Annotated in this window: 14 protein-coding genes; 3 read left to right on the top strand and 11 right to left on the bottom strand. The window is 57.0% G+C overall.

The features are described 5' to 3' along the window. Nucleotides 1-57: 57 nt before the first annotated feature. From Pla52nx_RS29810 to hpf, 10 genes are all read right to left on the bottom strand, one after another. A complete protein-coding gene (locus Pla52nx_RS29810) occupies nucleotides 58-1173 on the bottom strand; it encodes an AAA family ATPase (RefSeq protein WP_146523222.1) in 1116 nt (371 codons plus the stop codon). Further along, nucleotides 1170-1907 carry an RNA ligase family protein gene (locus Pla52nx_RS29805; RefSeq protein WP_146523223.1) on the bottom strand — a complete coding sequence of 246 codons (738 nt, stop codon included), beginning with the start codon at nucleotides 1905-1907 and terminating at the stop codon, nucleotides 1170-1172. Before Pla52nx_RS29805 ends, Pla52nx_RS29810 begins: the two co-directional genes overlap by 4 nt. A gap of 611 nt (nucleotides 1908-2518) precedes the next feature. Continuing rightward, complete coding sequence (locus Pla52nx_RS29800; RefSeq protein ID WP_146523224.1) at nucleotides 2519-3397, bottom strand: UbiA family prenyltransferase; 879 nt, start codon at nucleotides 3395-3397, stop codon at nucleotides 2519-2521. Then, nucleotides 3397-4161, bottom strand: coding sequence for an SDR family NAD(P)-dependent oxidoreductase (locus tag Pla52nx_RS29795; protein ID WP_146523225.1), 765 nt, complete (start codon nucleotides 4159-4161; stop codon nucleotides 3397-3399). The genes Pla52nx_RS29800 and Pla52nx_RS29795 overlap by 1 nt, the downstream gene beginning before the upstream one ends. Nucleotides 4162-4270: 109 nt before the next feature. Beyond that, the gene (locus Pla52nx_RS29790; protein ID WP_146523226.1) at nucleotides 4271-5875 is read right to left on the bottom strand and encodes an Rne/Rng family ribonuclease; all 1605 of its coding nucleotides are present in this window, start codon (nucleotides 5873-5875) and stop codon (nucleotides 4271-4273) included. 223 nt (nucleotides 5876-6098) lie between these two features. Beyond that, nucleotides 6099-6863 (bottom strand): TIGR03936 family radical SAM-associated protein, encoded by a 765-nt coding sequence (locus Pla52nx_RS29785; protein ID WP_146523227.1) that lies wholly within the window; start codon nucleotides 6861-6863, stop codon nucleotides 6099-6101. 53 nt (nucleotides 6864-6916) lie between these two features. Further along, nucleotides 6917-8662, bottom strand: a complete 1746-nt coding sequence (ptsP, locus tag Pla52nx_RS29780) for a phosphoenolpyruvate--protein phosphotransferase (RefSeq protein WP_146523228.1) — start codon at nucleotides 8660-8662, stop codon at nucleotides 6917-6919. Nucleotides 8663-9020: 358 nt separating this feature from the next. After that, nucleotides 9021-9353: an HPr family phosphocarrier protein gene (locus Pla52nx_RS29775; RefSeq protein WP_146523229.1), complete on the bottom strand. Its 333-nt coding sequence runs from the start codon at nucleotides 9351-9353 to the stop codon at nucleotides 9021-9023. Further along, nucleotides 9353-9832 carry a PTS sugar transporter subunit IIA gene (locus Pla52nx_RS29770; protein WP_146523230.1) on the bottom strand — a complete coding sequence of 160 codons (480 nt, stop codon included), beginning with the start codon at nucleotides 9830-9832 and terminating at the stop codon, nucleotides 9353-9355. The genes Pla52nx_RS29775 and Pla52nx_RS29770 overlap by 1 nt, the downstream gene beginning before the upstream one ends. A 189-nt stretch (nucleotides 9833-10021) precedes the next feature. After that, a complete protein-coding gene (gene hpf / locus Pla52nx_RS29765; RefSeq protein ID WP_146523231.1) occupies nucleotides 10022-10378 on the bottom strand; it encodes a ribosome hibernation-promoting factor, HPF/YfiA family in 357 nt (118 codons plus the stop codon). A 427-nt stretch (nucleotides 10379-10805) separates the two neighbouring features. Between hpf and Pla52nx_RS29760 the strand changes: the two genes are divergently transcribed. From Pla52nx_RS29760 to Pla52nx_RS29750, 3 genes are read left to right on the top strand one after another with little or no spacing between them, the layout of a single operon-like run. After that, entirely contained in the window at nucleotides 10806-11093 is a 288-nt protein-coding gene (locus Pla52nx_RS29760) for a hypothetical protein (protein WP_146523232.1), read from the top strand. A gap of 42 nt (nucleotides 11094-11135) precedes the next feature. Then, nucleotides 11136-12032, top strand: a complete 897-nt coding sequence (locus tag Pla52nx_RS29755; protein WP_146523233.1) for an alpha/beta hydrolase-fold protein — start codon at nucleotides 11136-11138, stop codon at nucleotides 12030-12032. After that, on the top strand, nucleotides 12029-13078 hold the full coding sequence (locus tag Pla52nx_RS29750; protein ID WP_146523234.1) for an agmatine deiminase family protein: 1050 nt from the start codon (nucleotides 12029-12031) through the stop codon (nucleotides 13076-13078). The genes Pla52nx_RS29755 and Pla52nx_RS29750 overlap by 4 nt, the downstream gene beginning before the upstream one ends. A 493-nt stretch (nucleotides 13079-13571) precedes the next feature. Here the strand turns inward: Pla52nx_RS29750 and Pla52nx_RS29745 are convergent, their stop codons facing one another. Then, entirely contained in the window at nucleotides 13572-14813 is a 1242-nt protein-coding gene (locus Pla52nx_RS29745) for an integron integrase (protein WP_342190291.1), read from the bottom strand. Nucleotides 14814-15079: the final 266 nt, after the last annotated feature.

Genomic DNA, 15079 nt, shown 5'->3' with positions numbered 1-15079 from the left:
GCCAAAAATCCTGTCTAAATCGGCAAGATTTCTCCACAGAGCGGCAGTGTCACACTGTCATTTGGCTGTTGACAGTGTGACCGTGTGTCCTTCCAGCCAGGTCGGTGGTTCGACTTTGGCGGCGAGTTTCTGGATGACGCTTTCGGGGACTGCCGCCTCACGGTTGCGGTTTTGTCGCAGCAACACGCTCAGCGGTGGTTCCAAGTAGACGAGGTGAATCTGTGCGTTGTAGTCGGCGAACAATCCGGTCCAGCGGGACCGTGTTTGACGTAGCAAGTTGGTGGCATTGAAGGCGAATGAGGTCCCCGATCGCAGGTGCTGCCGACAACGCTCGGTCGCGGTTTGGATCACACGGCCTTGATCGTCTGTCGGATCGATGTTGAACTCTTTGCGAATCTCGTCCAACGAAACGACGGGCAAATCGGGGTGATACTTGGCGAGCCACGTGTCTTTGCCACTACCAGGCAGGCCACACATCATCGTCACCGAGCAAGCAAAATCCTCGTGCGGGACATAGAGCAGGTTGGGTTCAGGTTGCTTGAAATACAGATATCTGGCGTGGTCGGTGGCAAAGGAATACGGTCGGTCCAAGCACTCGTTTTCTTCGGCGACGAGTTTCCAGTAGAGAAGATTTTCTTCAGGCCTGGAATCAGATGTCGTTTTGCGTCCTCGTGTGTCGGCGAGTGCGAACAGATACAGCAGTCGGTTATTGCTCAGCCATGACATGCGAATCACTTCGCCAGCAGGATCATCACGCTCCACGAGAAACGCAGGGCGACCGTGATATCGCACCAACGAGCAAACGCGTTCGCGATGGTCGAGCGGACAATCCAACTGTCGTAGGACGTTGCGAACCAAGTGTTCGCCCCTGACTGCATGATGGGGAGAACGAAGGTGCCCAGATTCTGGATCGAAGATCGTTGTCGCCGGCTTGGCCGCGTCATGAAACAATGCCGTCAGCAGCAACAACTGCCTATCGGACGAATCGAGTGATGCCCATTCATCGAGTTGGCGAAGCTGTTGGCAAACCATTTTGGTGTGCGTCCAAACATCTCCTTCGGCGTGCCATTGCGCATCCTGCTGGCACTCTGCCATGGCTTGCGACCAAGGTTGCAACTCCGCCCAAGCGATCACTTCGTCTTGGCTCAGTCGTGTGAGTTCACTCCAGTTCATGACCAAATGTCCGCGGTATCGACGAGTTCGTTCGGTGTGATCGCCTGTTGTTGCCAGTGTGTGCTTTGTTTGATCTTTTCGACGAATTCGGGACGGACATATTTTGCCCTGCCGGTCACTCGATCAGCGTTCTCGGTGCGTAGATAGATTCCCTCCATCAGGTTGTCCTGACTGCCGGTCATCGGATTGTCGAACCTCGCGCCAAACGCTGATGGTCCGATGAGTGAATCCAAGTCGGAGCGTTTGACCTGACCACGGTGAACAATGGGGACGGTTTCGATGCCCGATCCATCGAGTCTCTGCAGTCGATCCGTTAGTGTCAGAAACAAACCGGCGTTCTTGTCATAGATGTCAAACTCAAAGAAGTAATGAGGCAGCTCGCGATAGTAGATCGAATGTTTGGCGTACATCCACTCACCGTACAAGATGAATTGTTCGCCGAGTCGTTCCTCCAATACACCGCGTTTGACCAGCGTCCATTGCTTCAACAGATCGTACTGTGGGTGCATGCCTTCGGTGATCAAATGCCCGCGGCATTGCAGCAGCAGTTGTCCGTCGGCAAAGTGGATGCCGACGTTGGTGCCGTCGATCTTTTCCTCGACGATCAAAGAATCATCACTAAGAAACCCGTCGGATTCCCGTTGACCGAGGTGCCGGTCGTCAGCTGTCCCGCGTGACCCAAACAAGTGCGGCGTCCGCGGGTACTTTACGAAGTCGCCCTGCGAAGCGCCCATGATGATCCTCGTGGTGGAAAAAGTTCGGCAGGATGGTTGTGTGTGGACACAATAGACCAGTCTCTGGTTCACTCTTCACGTAGTCGAGCCTCTCCGAGGCTCGAACCTTCGCGTCTCGGGGCAACGTGCGGAAAATAAGTGTCGCGAAATCCACGTAGCAATCATCGCTTCGCGTGATTTTGGCAACGAGAGTGGACACTTATTCTCCAAGCCGACCACGAAGTGGTTAAACAACATAGCCTGGGGTCGCGGCGAAGCCAGCGCACCCCGGGTTAGCTCCGATAGCTGCGGAGCAGCGACAGCATACAGCATGGGGTGCCAACCCCATGTTTCTGCAAGCGAGTCCACCCAGAAGCTGCGGAGCAGCGACAGCATAAAACGTTTGGTGTAGACCACAGCACGCGGTGGTCTGGATGCAATCTGTCGCCGCTCCGCGGCTTGTTGGCGGCGTCGGGCGGTGTTCACCTGGGGCTCGCGCCCCAGGCTGTATGCTGTCGTCGCATCCGCGACTGAGGGGATTGCTGGGAACGTGAAGAATGAACCGGCGATGACCGCTTCACGGTCATATGCAGCAACAATACTTTTCACGTTCGGAGAGACGCGACTACGTGTCAATCCAGCAGGAACAGTCCGTATTGCCAGACCCAGTGCATGGTGACGATGACGATCAGGTTCCAGAGCACGAAGAATGCTTTGGTGAACCAGACGGGGTAACGCTTGGGGCCAAACGCGGTGTCCAGGGCGAAGAACGTGGCTCCGCACGCCATGAACCAGGCGACGATGGGGGAACGGAAAAACGCCGCCGCGATGGCGACTTCGCACAACATGATCGCAACCAACAGCAGTTTGGCTGGAATTGCACCAATCATCACGGCGGTCGATCGTCGGCCAGCAGCCAAGTCGGCATCCAAGTCCATGAGTTGGCCGAACAGGTGACTCTGCATTGCGAAGAGCATGCTGAAGACCATTGCGGCGGCGTTGATCTGGGGAACACCACACAACCAACTGGCCAACACAAAGATCAGCAAGTAGCCCGACTGGTTGAGCAAGTCCAGGACAGGTTTGGATTTGAATCGCAACGTGTTGTACGTCCAATTGACCAACACCACTCCGGCAAACCAGAGCAACATCTTTGCACCGCCCAGCCAGCACATCGCGATCACAAAGGGGACTTGGACCGCCGCGATCCAGGCCGGCAGGTGACGGCGAATGGTGGCGTCGGGGCGAGCACCAAAGAGCCAACTGTCTTTACGGTCATTGATCGAGTCGCTGGCGACGTCGCCCAGGTCATTCCAGCCGTACAACAACAATCCCAGGGGAAAGCAGACGTAGGTGCATCCGAGCCAGAACGCGGGCGAGTGGAACATTTCCCGTGTCGCCAGGGGCAGCACGTAAAACCAAAGGTGCGTCGGCCAAAAACCCGGTCGGGCGACTTTGATGACCTGCACGCATTCGGAGATCACCCGTCGAGTCGTCGACCTCTCGGTCATCAGAGCGTCAGACCACCGTCGACGCAGAGGAGTTGTCCGGTGGCCATCTTGGTGTCAATGGCCAAAGCCAAGACGGCGGTCGCGATGTCGTCGGGCGAAGATGCCTTGGGAATCGGGTATCCGGCGACCATGGCGTCGATATCCCAGCTCGGGTCTCCTTCGCGGATCCACCGGCTGTCGATCGGTCCGGGCAGAATCGCATTGACGCGAATGGCGGGCGCGAGGGATTTGGCAAAGGATTTGGTCATCGTGTTCAGGGCGCCTTTGGTGGCACAGTACGCGATCGACGAACCGCTGCCGGTCAGTCCGGCAACGCTACTGACATTGACGATAGAACCGCCATCTCCCTGGGCAAGCAACACAGATGCCGCTCGCGTGACGAAGAACGGTCCCTTGAGGTTTACCGCCAACATGCGATCCCACATCGCTTCGGTCAAATCATCCAGTTGCTTCGCCGGAATGAAGCTCGTGGTCGCGGCGTTGTTGACCAAAACATCCAAACGACCAAAACGTGATTGGATTTGACCGATCATCTCGACCACGGACGCATCGTCGGAGACATCGCATTGAATGCACAACACCGTTGCACCGCGTTGCTCAGCACCGGCGACCGTTTCCATCGCTTCGGCCTCGCTCCGTGAGTAGTTGACAACAACATCGAATCCACGTTCGGCGAGTTGCCAAATGCAGGCTCGACCGACCCCGGTCCCTGAACCGGTCACGAGTGCGACAGGGCGATCAGTGGCGGATGGAGTCGATGTCATTGGGTGGACTCACGAGCGGTGATGGAAGGATGGAACACCAACGGCGTTTTGACGTGCCGAGTCGCGTTTGACGTGGACGGGAATTCTGGCGAATCCCATTACGAGTCGATTACGAATCGATTTCGACGCGTTCGCCTTGTTCGTCGCGGCAGTCCATTTCCAGGTGCTCGGGATACAGGCCTTCGCTGCCGAGGATTTGGACGGTCATCTTACCGACGTCTTCCATTTCCATCACGCTGCGACGTTTTTGGTTATTCAGGTGAGCAGCGACGGCGTCATTGACGCGAATGGTGACACGGCGGATGTGTGAGTTACGGACCGCCAGTGCCAGCATGCGGACGACTTCGATCGACATGCTTTCGGCGGTCTTGACCAACCCGCGACCTTCGCAGCAAGGACAATCCTGATAGATGCTGCGTTTCAAACTTGGTCGGATACGTTGCCGCGTCATCTCGATCAGGCCGAACGGGCTCGTGCGGAGGATCTTGGTGCGGGCGCGATCGTTGGCCATGGCGTCGCGTAAGGCTCGCTCGACTTTGCGACGGTGGCTTTCTTTTCGCATGTCGATGAAGTCATTGACGATCACGCCGCCGAGGTCACGCAGACGCAACTGGCGTGCGATCTCTTTGGCGGCGGCCAAGTTGACGCGAAACGCGTTTTCTTCGGCGGAGTCGTCACCACGGAAGTTGCCGCTGTTGACGTCGATCGCCACGAGTGCTTCCGTGGGATCGATCACGATCGAACCGCCCTCGGGCAGTTTGACTTGCCGTTGATTGATTTTGACGATCTCGGTTTCGAGTTTGTACTTGTGGAACAGGGGCACCGAGCCGTCGTAGAATTTCAGACGATCGACTGCGCGAGGCATCACCATCTTGAGGAACTCACGAGCGGTCTCGTAGGCTTCTTTTTGGTCGATCAGGATTTGATCGATGTCGTTGTTGTAGATGTCACGAATGGTGCGAATGATCAGATCGCTTTCTTCGTACAGCACGCCCGGTTCGGGATTGGTTTTGACGCGACGTACGATCGCGTGCCACAGACGCAGCAGGTACTCCATGTCGCGTTGCAATTCATTTTCGCTACGACCGGCACCGGCGGTGCGGACGATGAATCCGAGTCCCTTGGGCGGGTTGATTGAGAGTAGGCAGCGACGCAAGCGTTTGCGGTCGTCGTCGTCTTCGATCTTGCGGCTGACACCGACGCGGCCCAGTGCGGGCATCAAGACGAGATAGCGACCGGGAATGGAGATGTACGTGCTGAGCGTGGGGCCTTTGGTTCCGATGCCTTCTTTGATCACCTGCACGAGGACTTCGTCGCCGCGTCGAAAGATTTCTTGGATGGGCGGCTTGTTGCGGGGGCGGCCGCCTTTGAAGGCACGTTTGCTGCCACGTCCCGATTCGCGGGCTCGCTTGGCTGCGGCTTCCGCCATTTCATCGGACTCCCGCATGATCTCTTCAGGGTCGTAACCGCCTTGGCGAAAGTACTGGGGTTCGACATCACTGATGTGCAGGAAACCGTTGCGTCCGACGCCGAAGTCGACGAAGGCGGCTTGGATGCTGGGTTCGAGATTGACGATCTTGCCACGGTAGATGTTGCCCGCAAAAGCTTCCACGCTCTTGCGTTCAACGTACAGTTCGTCCAGTCGTCCGTTTTCCAAGATGGCGATGCGGCTCTCCTCTGGTTGGAGCACGTTCATCAACATTTCTTTTCGCATTTTGACACCTCTGGGGTGGTTGACCGAGTCTGATTCAAATTCAGAACTCGAAGTGAATTCGTGTGTTTGGTGATCGAGCCGATCTGCGCTCCGCGTGTCAGGCAGGTCGAACTGGCTCGTGGTGGTGCCGTCAGGCAGGATGTTTTCGTTGTGAGGCGATTTAGGGTGTGGTGTGTTGCTGGCTAGTGTTGTATCGGGGGGCAATGGTGTTCTCGTTAAGCGTTCAGTTGGCCGTTGGCGGATCGCTCGCTGGGAGCGAAGTCGCCACGGCAAGGGGAGCGTCCGAATTGGGCTCGCATTCTTTAGCGAGGATCACGGCCGATCTCGTGATCTTGGTGCCACGCTCGATCCAGTCGCTAGCGGACAAGAGATCCAGCACATCGCTCGGACGTAGCGATGCGGCATCGGCGGCGATGAGCGAAAACATCAGCATTCCGTTTTCGATCATCACGTTGTTGATTTGTTTTTTCACCGAGACGGTCAGCGGCTTGTCCTTACGCATGATCGTCACGGTTTCTTGACCGAGGAACTGTTCGATGTTTGATCGCAGTTCGTCGGGACTAACGCCATCGGGCAACGCGACCTGAAAATCGCTTCGCTGCAGTTTGGCCTTGCCCGCCTCCACAGGGATGCGTTGCACGCTCTTGATGGTCAAGCCGGGCTGATGGTCATCGGCCAGCCGATCCAACAGCACTTGTGGGGCCAGCTCTTCGGCCAAGTCGATTTCGACGACTTCGTCCAGACTCTCGGTGCCCAACGCGAGTGCGGAGGGGAAACCAACGCGTGGCTTGGGGTGAAAGCCTTCCGTCATCGACAAGTTCAACTGGGCACGCCGCAGCAGACGTTCCCACAAACGAGCCAAGTCACGGTGGCTGGTCCAACGCAGAAGGTCCGTTTTTGAAAAGCGAATTCGATACCGAACCCGCAGCAACTCAGGTGATTCCTGAGCGTCGTCGTTGTTCGTGATTTCGAGTTCGGGTGATTTCATTTCAAAGCGTTTGCGAAGTCTCTCTCCACAGGATCAATGTTCTTTGCAGCCGTTCACGTCACGATCAACTCGGGGACAAGTTCTGACAATCGATCCAGCAAATACAGGTCGACATCTCGTGCGGCCTCCAGAGACATCACGCGAGCCGCAATGGCTTGACACTGTTCGATGGATACGCTGCGGATCGCTTTCTTGACTCTCAAGAGAGCCGAAGGAGGAACGCTCAAGTGGCGAACGCCCAAGCCGATCAGCAACAGGGCGCGTCCCGGATTGCTGCTCATTTCACCGCAGACGGAAATCGGCGTTTGGTGTTGGTCGGAGATCTCGACGCTCTGTCGGATCAGTCGCAACACAGCCGGGTCGCTGGATTGATACAGATCGGCGACGTACTCGTTGCTACGGTCGACGGCCAAGGTGTACTGGGCCAAGTCGTTGGTACCGATGCTCAAAAAGTCGACTTCGCCGATGAAGCGATCCAGCATCACGACCGCCGCAGGGACTTCGACCATCATGCCGACGGGAATGTCGCTGCGATGTGGGATACCGGATTCCTCCAGGTCTTGCGCGACGACGTTGAGCAGCATACGTGCTTGGCGAAGCTCACCGATGGTGGTGATCAGCGGGAACATCACGCGGATGTCACCGTGGACGGCGGCTCGCAAGATGGCACGGAGTTGGGGTCGAAACAGATCCAGATTTCGCAGACTCAGGCGGATACTGCGAAGTCCAAGGAACGGGTTGTGTTCTTGTTCGGCGAGCGGTCGATGCCCCATCTTGTCGGCGCCCAAGTCGAGGGTCCGAATGACGACCGGCCGGCCTTCCATCTCGCGGACGACTCGGCTGTAGGCTTCGTAGTGGTCTTCTTCGCTGGGTTCTTCGCTGCTTGCGAGATACAAGAACTCGGTCCGGTACAGCCCGATGCCGTCAGCACCGCGTTGCAGGCAAGTGGCGGTCTCGTCGGGGAACTCGATGTTGGCGCTGAGTTGAATTCGCACGCCGTCGATGGTCTCGGCGGGAATGTTGGCGAGTTCTGAAAGCCGCGCCGTGAGGTTGCGACGCTGTTGCAGACGTTTTTCGTAGCCGGCGATGGTTTTTGCATCGGGATCGATGATCACGCGACCGCGATCGCCATCGACGATCACGCGAGTGTTATCGCTGACAGATTCGATGAAGGAACCGATGCCGACGACGGCGGGCAACTCGAGTCCTTTGGCGACGATGGCGGTGTGACCACCGGGACCGCCGGTCTCGGTGCAGAAACCTTGGACGTATCGCCGATCCAAGTTCGCCGTTTCGCTGGGCGTCAAGACGTGCGAAAGCACGATCACCGGTTCGGTCAAATCGCTCAGCGGCTGGCGAGTGACGGCGCCGAGCTGGAACAACAATTGCTTTTCGATGTCGATGACGTCTTCGGCGCGATCGGCCAGCAGCGGGTTGTCCAGCCGTCTCAGGGCGGCGGCATAATGGTTCAGAACACGGTTGACCGCATAGGCGGCCGCGTGATGTTCCACTTCGATGCGTCGCCGCAGTTCGGCTTGCAGTCGCGGATCATGCAGCATCTGCAATTGAGCGGCAAAGATGTCGCCGGTGTGCTGTCCGGCAACGGCTGCGGTTTCCAAGCGGCTCTCTTCCAGCTTCTTGGAGACTTCGTCGACCGCGGCACGCAGGCGCGCGTACTCATCGGCCACTTCTTTGGCGGCGATCAGTGAGCGGGGAATGCGATAACCATCGGCGTCCAGAATCAGGGCTGGGCCAATCGCAACTCCAGGCGAGACGGGGATTCCTTGTAGTTCGACCATCGTTGGTCAACGGACTGCGGCACGCGGTATCGCATCTCAGCGCCGGACGCTGCATTCCAGGATTCGCTTGGACAGCCTGTTTCGTCGTCGATGTCGTGGTAGCAGATGACTGCTCGACAAGTTTGCGAGTGACAAGTGTTTTGGCGGCAATGAGCTGTCCGGCGAGTTGTCGGACAGGGTGTTCCCGTGGCAGTGTCGTTGATGACCGCCTCGCACCGGAGATCGGGGCAAGGAGGACATCTTAGCGATTGATGCGGCACGAACCGATCCATCAGCTTTGTGTTCTTGTTGTGTATTAACTTTTTGAGCGAACGCGATCGTCCGCTTGATCCGAAATGCACGGATTGGGCGTCAGCCGTTAGGTTTCCCCTGCGGGCTCGGCACCTCTTTCTGACTCTATGTGGCTCTCTAACTCGGTGGGCTCGTCGAACGCCGACTCGAACAACGCTTCGATCGCATCCAATGCCCTCTGGGCATCTGTGCCTTGAGCGGTCACGAACAATTCTGTTCCTTGCGCCGCCCCCAGCGTCAGCAGTGACAGAATGCTCTTGCAGTCCACGGCTTCTCCGCCACGCCCGATCATGATCTGCGACTGATGCTGATTAGCCAGCCGGACCAGCATGTCTGCTGGCCTGGCGTGCAAACCTTGGTAGTTGCGAACAACGACGGTGCGAGACAGAGGTTGGGACATCAGCCGGATGCAAATTGGTTGTCGTCGGCTTCCTGCAGCAACTGACTGATGTCGTCTGCAGTCTTGCTTTGTTTCAAGAAACGACAGAACGTTTCGTCACGAAGCTGTCGGGAAATGTTTTCCAGTGCTCGAAGGTGATCACCGGGCCGTTCTGGAGGGCTGATCAGCAGGAAGAAAAGCTGAACACGCTCGCCGTCGAGCGAGTCGAAATCAACGCCTTCTTCGCTGACACCCACCGTTCCGACCAGCTTCTGAACACTGGGATGCTTTGTGTGGGGCACGGCAACACCGCGACCGATTCCAGTACTACCAAGCTCTTCTCGCTTCATGATGGCAGCGATGATCTCGTCACGTTGATCCGCGGCGACTTCGCCAGAGTCCAATAGACTCTGAACCAGTTCCTTAATCGCTTCTTCTTTCGTGACCGCCTTTAACTCGGCTTGAATCGACTTGGTGCTGATAAAATCTGCAAACTTCATGGGGTGTGGTTCCTCTTTTGGAAACATGTACCTCTCGTCAGCGCACTAGACCTCTCATTCGTCACGCCCCTCGGATCGATTCCGATGTCGGTGGTGAATGAGTGCAAGCGAACCACGTGGCGGCAATGCTCCTGTGGGCGTCCGCCAAAGTACCGCGGCAATCGCGAGGGCCGGCTGTGCCGACTGTTCTCACGATTCCTCGGCTTCGGCAGGGGTATCTATGGGATTGTCTAAATGTTTGTGTCCAGTGGCGCGGTGGCCGGTTTTCTTTTCTTTCAATCGACGAAGCTGCTGCTCCATCTTAGGAATCACCGTATCAAGTGCGGCAATCACCGTTGATGCATCGGCAGTGGCAACGCAGTCGTCGGCGTGTTCGATCGAGGCTTGGATTTCCACCTGCGGCTTATCCAAATTCTCCAAGTCCACCGTCACTTCGATCGCATTGATGCGGTCGTAAAGCCGACGTAGCTTGGCTACTTTTTCCTCAATGAGCTGTTGATCTCCGGGCTGAAGATTCCCGTGACGCGCCGAGACACTTACCTGCATTGTCGTTTTCTCTCAGAAGAGTTTTCTCTTCCCTCCTCGGAGGGGACTCGTTGGCGCGACCGCGCCCACAATTCAAGAGCATACGCGAGAATGGGTTTCTCGGGTAGCGATCATTTCCACCAGCTTATCAGCTTTCCTCGACGGGCAATGGGGTGGGATGCCGTTTGGCGTCTGGCGTTCCACGTCCAACCGTGGTAGTTTTCTAGGTCTCAAATCAGGACCAGACCGCTTGTGGCGTTCCACCATCCGCCTCCTCGCAAGGTCAGGGGGGGCGAACCGCTCGTGGAGAGGCTGGCCTCTGTTTTGCAAGAAAACCCGCTGAATTCGCAGGATTTGAGAGAACAGTCGTCCAGGCGATCCGTTTTCGCCGCGTTCGGCACCGTGTCCATTTTCCCCTCTTCCACACCTTCACCCCCCAAGACCGTCCATGGCCCGAAAGGTCGTCAATCGTAAGGAAAAAGCTGCCGAAGCCGAAGCAGCCGAAAAAGCGCTTGTCGCGAAGAAAAAAAAGAAGTCTTCGTCGAAACGCTCCAAGACCGCCGAAAATGTACGCTTGCGACTCTACTGGGGCGTTTTCAGCCAAAACCTGAAGCGTGTCGCGGTTTTTGATTTCGACAAGAAAAAAGAAGCCGAAAAACGGGCCAAAGAGCTCAGCAAGGGCGGCAAATCGCCTCACTTTGTTCAGAAAGTGAAAGAAGAGATCAAGGTCGAGTAAACCTGCCGAGTAAACCTGTCGAGTCAACCCGCAAAGGTTCGCATGTCCCACTTCATCGGTTTGCCGGGTATCGCGATAAAACCATCCCGACTCGGATTTTTTCCGTTGCTTGGTTTTGTCGCCGCATTGACCTGCCTCTTGTCCCCCGGCGTCATGCATGCTCAGTCACCAGCGGAGTCCTCCGCAAATCGACCCGACGCAAATCGACCCGACAAAGAGACCGTTTTGACTCTTTATCACGCTCACCAGCATCGCGGCGAAACTGGCCAATCGCTCTCGTACCGCATCATGTCCCCGGCGGTCATCGAGCCGGGCAAGCGTTACCCGCTGGTTTTGTTCTTGCACGGTGCGGGTGAACGTGGCAGCGACAACGCCAAACAACTGGTACACGGGGCCGCTGAATTTGCCCGCGACGACCGGCGTCAACAATACCCCGCGTTCGTCGTGTTTCCCCAGTGCCCCACGGATGACAAATGGGTGAATGTGAACTGGAGCGAAGCGACCGGTAAACGCTCGTTGCAAGAGGAGGCATCCTCCCCGATGCAACTGACCATCGAACTGGTCCAGTCGCTCCAGGAAACCCTCCCAGTCGATCCTCAGCGAGTCTACGTCACCGGGCTTTCGATGGGCGGCTTTGGCACTTGGTATGCCGCAGCCCATCACAGCCAACTCTTCGCCGCAGCAGCCCCCGTCTGTGGCGGCGGCATCCCGGCTTGGGCGCCGCTCTACAACGGCATTCCCGTCTGGGCGTTTCACGGCGGTGCCGACAGCGTCGTTCCGGTCAATCGATCGCGTGAGATGATCAGTGCGTTGGCCTTGGCCGGGCATACTCCCGAAGTTCGCTATGTCGAATACCCGGGAGTCAACCACGACAGTTGGTCAGCGACGTTTGCACGCGATGACTTCTTTCAATGGCTGTTCTCCCAGGAACGTAAGTGAAACCTGTTCGAGTACCGGCGGAGTGGGAGCCTCAATCCGCTATCTGGTTGACGTGGCCGCACAGCCTGGAGACTTGGCCGGGACGTTATGAGCACGTTCCTCCGGTCTACCGCGACTGGATCAGCAAGCTCGCTCCCCACGTCAACGTCTGTGTCCTCGCAGACCAACAAACCATTGCCGCACAATCGCAGTGGGCGTCGCAGCTTCCCTCCGTTCACTGGATCGACATCGAGACGAACGATTCATGGATTCGTGACTACGGACCCTCCTTCGTGGTCGACGACGAAACGCAAACCATGCACGCGATCAACTGGCGTTACAACGCATGGGGCGGCAAGTACCCACCGTGGGACGCCGACGACGCGGTCGCGCCCAAGCTCGCCCAACACATCGGCCTGCAAGTCATCGACAGCCCCTTGTGCGTGGAAGGAGGCGCGATGGAGTGGGACGGAACCGGGCGACTGCTGACGACCAGCGAATGCCTGGTCACCGACACGCGAAATCCCGGCTGGACCAAGCAGCAAATCACGGATCACTTGATCGAGCTGACCGGCGCTCGCGAAATCAACTGGATCGACGGTGGCGGTTTGATCGGCGACGATACAGATGGACACATCGATCAATTGGCCCGATTCGTGGATACGCAAAACGTGGTTGTCGCCGTTTGCGATGACGCCGATGATGAGAACGCAGTTGGTCTGGAAGCAAATTTTCGGCAGCTACAACAATGGGGCGAGCAAACGCTTCCCCGAGTGAAGGCCCATCGATTGCCCATCCCACCGCCGCGTGACATTGACGGCCAACGTGTTCCCGAAAGTTATTGCAACTTCTTGAGGGTCGGGCCGAAATGCCTGCTCGTCCCGACCTTTCGAAGCCCAGATACCGACGCCGCGGCGCTCCAAATCCTGAGTGATCTTTGCCGGGCGACGCAGCCCGATATCACGGTGATCCCGGTCGATTGCTACGAATTGATCTGGGGCCTGGGCGCACTACACTGCGCCAGCTTGAATCAACCATCACGTAGCAGCGTCTCTCCGAGACGCTAACCCAACGAGCGCAGCGAGCAGTCCCTGCTGGAGTCCAGGCTTCAGCCGCTCAGCACTGAAAAAACAGCCCCCTTCTCCCCAGATCCTGGCGAGCTTCCAGCGAGTCAGGATCTGGGGAGAGAAGGGCTGGGTAGGAGCTCATCGTTTAACGCCAAGCCGCAGGCGTCAACGAATCCGCCCGCACCACCACGTAGCATCGTCTCTCCGAGACGCTAACCCAACGAGCAAAGCGAGCAGTCCCCCCATGCGTCCTCGGCAAGCAAACAGACCACTCGCCCGGATCATTCACGCGACCCACAACAGTCTTCACAACACATTTGCGTGAAACAGCTCGCACCCACTGGCACGAAAAACGCCTACCCAAATCAGCCGCCACGCGATAGCGTCCGGTTCTCACGCCTGCCCAATTCAGCCGCGTTCTCGAGAGCGTCCCGTTCTCACGCCAATTCTCAGAAACCCCGCGCCATCCAGCACGTCGACTCTACGTCTGACATCACAACGACGCTACACGGCCTGCGTTGCCACCACCAAGGCAACCTCCCTGTTGCATCAACCGATCGATCGGACTTTGCAAGCGGCCATCAAATCCCACGTCGACATGCACATACTTCATCGTCGTTTCAATGTCTTTGTGCCCCATCAGCTTTTGCACCGTGGCCAAATCCGTCCCGTCCTCGACCAGATGCGTCGCGAAACTGTGACGAAGTGAGTGCGGCACCCCGTTCTTTGTAATCCCGGCCGCTTTCTGCGCCGCTTTCAAAGCATTGGCAAACTGCTCCTCGCTGATATGGTGCCGCCAAACCTGACCACTGCGTTTGTCTCGACTGCGCTGACGAGAAGGAAAGACCCATTTCCAACCCAGTTCCTTGCACGCATTGGGATACTTGCGACCCAATGCGTACGGCAAATACACCTGCTCAAATCCGTCGGCAACGTCCCTGTGATGCATGCGCTCCGCTGTTTCAATCTGACGCTTCAATTCCGCAATCGCCTGCTCCGGCAAAAACGTCACTCGATCCTTCTCCCCTTTACCATCACGCACCACGATGTGCTTGGCGTCAAAGCAAATGTCCTTGATCCGCAGCCGACGGCACTCCTTGTGCCGAAGTCCCGACCCGTACATCAACAAGAACATCAAGCGGTGTATGCCGGTCAATTGATCCAACAGCTTTCCGATTTCTTCACGGCTGAACCAAACCGGCAACGTCTCAGGACGCTTCACTCTTACTGCGTCAATGAACCCCAAACGTTTTCCCAAAATGCACTGATACAGAAACAGAATCCCCGACTGCGCTTGCGTTTGAGTGCTCGCGGACACTTGATCGCGTGTTGCCAGGGCTGTTAGGAAGGTGGCAATGTCGAGTTCATTGAACTGCTCCAACTTCTCCGAACCGACGTGCGTCATGAATCGCTTGACCCAACGCACGTAGGCCCTCTCCGTCGCCATTGCATAGTGCAGGACTCGCATTTCACCCCGCATGGTTTGGATCAAGAGCGGCTCAGAGCGATTGACGTTCCCCCGCAATCGAGCAAGTTCCTCGGCGGTTGGTGGTGCGTCCAATTCGATATTTCTCTCTCGCTTTCCCAGCCGTGCCAGTGTCGCCACGATGTCTGACAGGTCAGGCTCAGATCGCTTCAATACCAGATCCCGATAGCACTCAAGTGCCCGGACCGCTTGCCAACGCTGCCATGCCGGGGCACCGCTGGCAAGCAAAGCTTTGGAAAAGCGGATCACGAGCCCCGATTGACCGCCAACTCACCATCAAGCCCTTTTCGCAAAGTCAACGAATATCGCCTCACCCACCTGGGGAACCAAGTCTTGTCATTTTCCCCAAATTGTGCTGAAAGCAAAACCTCTTTTTCAAATTGAAGAACCGTCATGCTGACCCTATAAATTTAGATGGAGCGAAACGAGAGAAGGAAACTGGACGCAAGTCCCCCAATTCGGCGCGGCAGCCGAACCGAAGACACGCCGCGAGTAGGGTGATCTTAATGCATATC

Origin of the sequence: Stieleria varia, assembly GCF_038443385.1 — a bacterium.
GTDB classification, from domain to species: Bacteria; Planctomycetota; Planctomycetia; order Pirellulales; family Pirellulaceae; genus Stieleria; species Stieleria varia.
The sequence above is the reverse complement of the archived record's forward strand: the minus strand, read 5'-3'. Positions and strand labels throughout refer to the sequence as shown.

What these genes read in the sequence shown, in the direction of transcription:
- Pla52nx_RS29810 (WP_146523222.1), bottom strand. Translation starts at nt 1,173, where the DNA reads ATGAACTGGAGTGAACTCACACGACTGAGCCAAGACGAAGTGATCGCT.
- Pla52nx_RS29805 (WP_146523223.1), bottom strand. Translation starts at nt 1,907, where the DNA reads ATGGGCGCTTCGCAGGGCGACTTCGTAAAGTACCCGCGGACGCCGCAC.
- Pla52nx_RS29800 (WP_146523224.1), bottom strand. Translation starts at nt 3,397, where the DNA reads ATGACCGAGAGGTCGACGACTCGACGGGTGATCTCCGAATGCGTGCAG.
- Pla52nx_RS29795 (WP_146523225.1), bottom strand. Translation starts at nt 4,161, where the DNA reads ATGACATCGACTCCATCCGCCACTGATCGCCCTGTCGCACTCGTGACC.
- Pla52nx_RS29790 (WP_146523226.1), bottom strand. Translation starts at nt 5,875, where the DNA reads ATGCGAAAAGAAATGTTGATGAACGTGCTCCAACCAGAGGAGAGCCGC.
- Pla52nx_RS29785 (WP_146523227.1), bottom strand. Translation starts at nt 6,863, where the DNA reads ATGAAATCACCCGAACTCGAAATCACGAACAACGACGACGCTCAGGAA.
- ptsP (WP_146523228.1), bottom strand. Translation starts at nt 8,662, where the DNA reads ATGGTCGAACTACAAGGAATCCCCGTCTCGCCTGGAGTTGCGATTGGC.
- Pla52nx_RS29775 (WP_146523229.1), bottom strand. Translation starts at nt 9,353, where the DNA reads ATGTCCCAACCTCTGTCTCGCACCGTCGTTGTTCGCAACTACCAAGGT.
- Pla52nx_RS29770 (WP_146523230.1), bottom strand. Translation starts at nt 9,832, where the DNA reads ATGAAGTTTGCAGATTTTATCAGCACCAAGTCGATTCAAGCCGAGTTA.
- hpf (WP_146523231.1), bottom strand. Translation starts at nt 10,378, where the DNA reads ATGCAGGTAAGTGTCTCGGCGCGTCACGGGAATCTTCAGCCCGGAGAT.
- Pla52nx_RS29760 (WP_146523232.1), top strand. Translation starts at nt 10,806, where the DNA reads ATGGCCCGAAAGGTCGTCAATCGTAAGGAAAAAGCTGCCGAAGCCGAA.
- Pla52nx_RS29755 (WP_146523233.1), top strand. Translation starts at nt 11,136, where the DNA reads ATGTCCCACTTCATCGGTTTGCCGGGTATCGCGATAAAACCATCCCGA.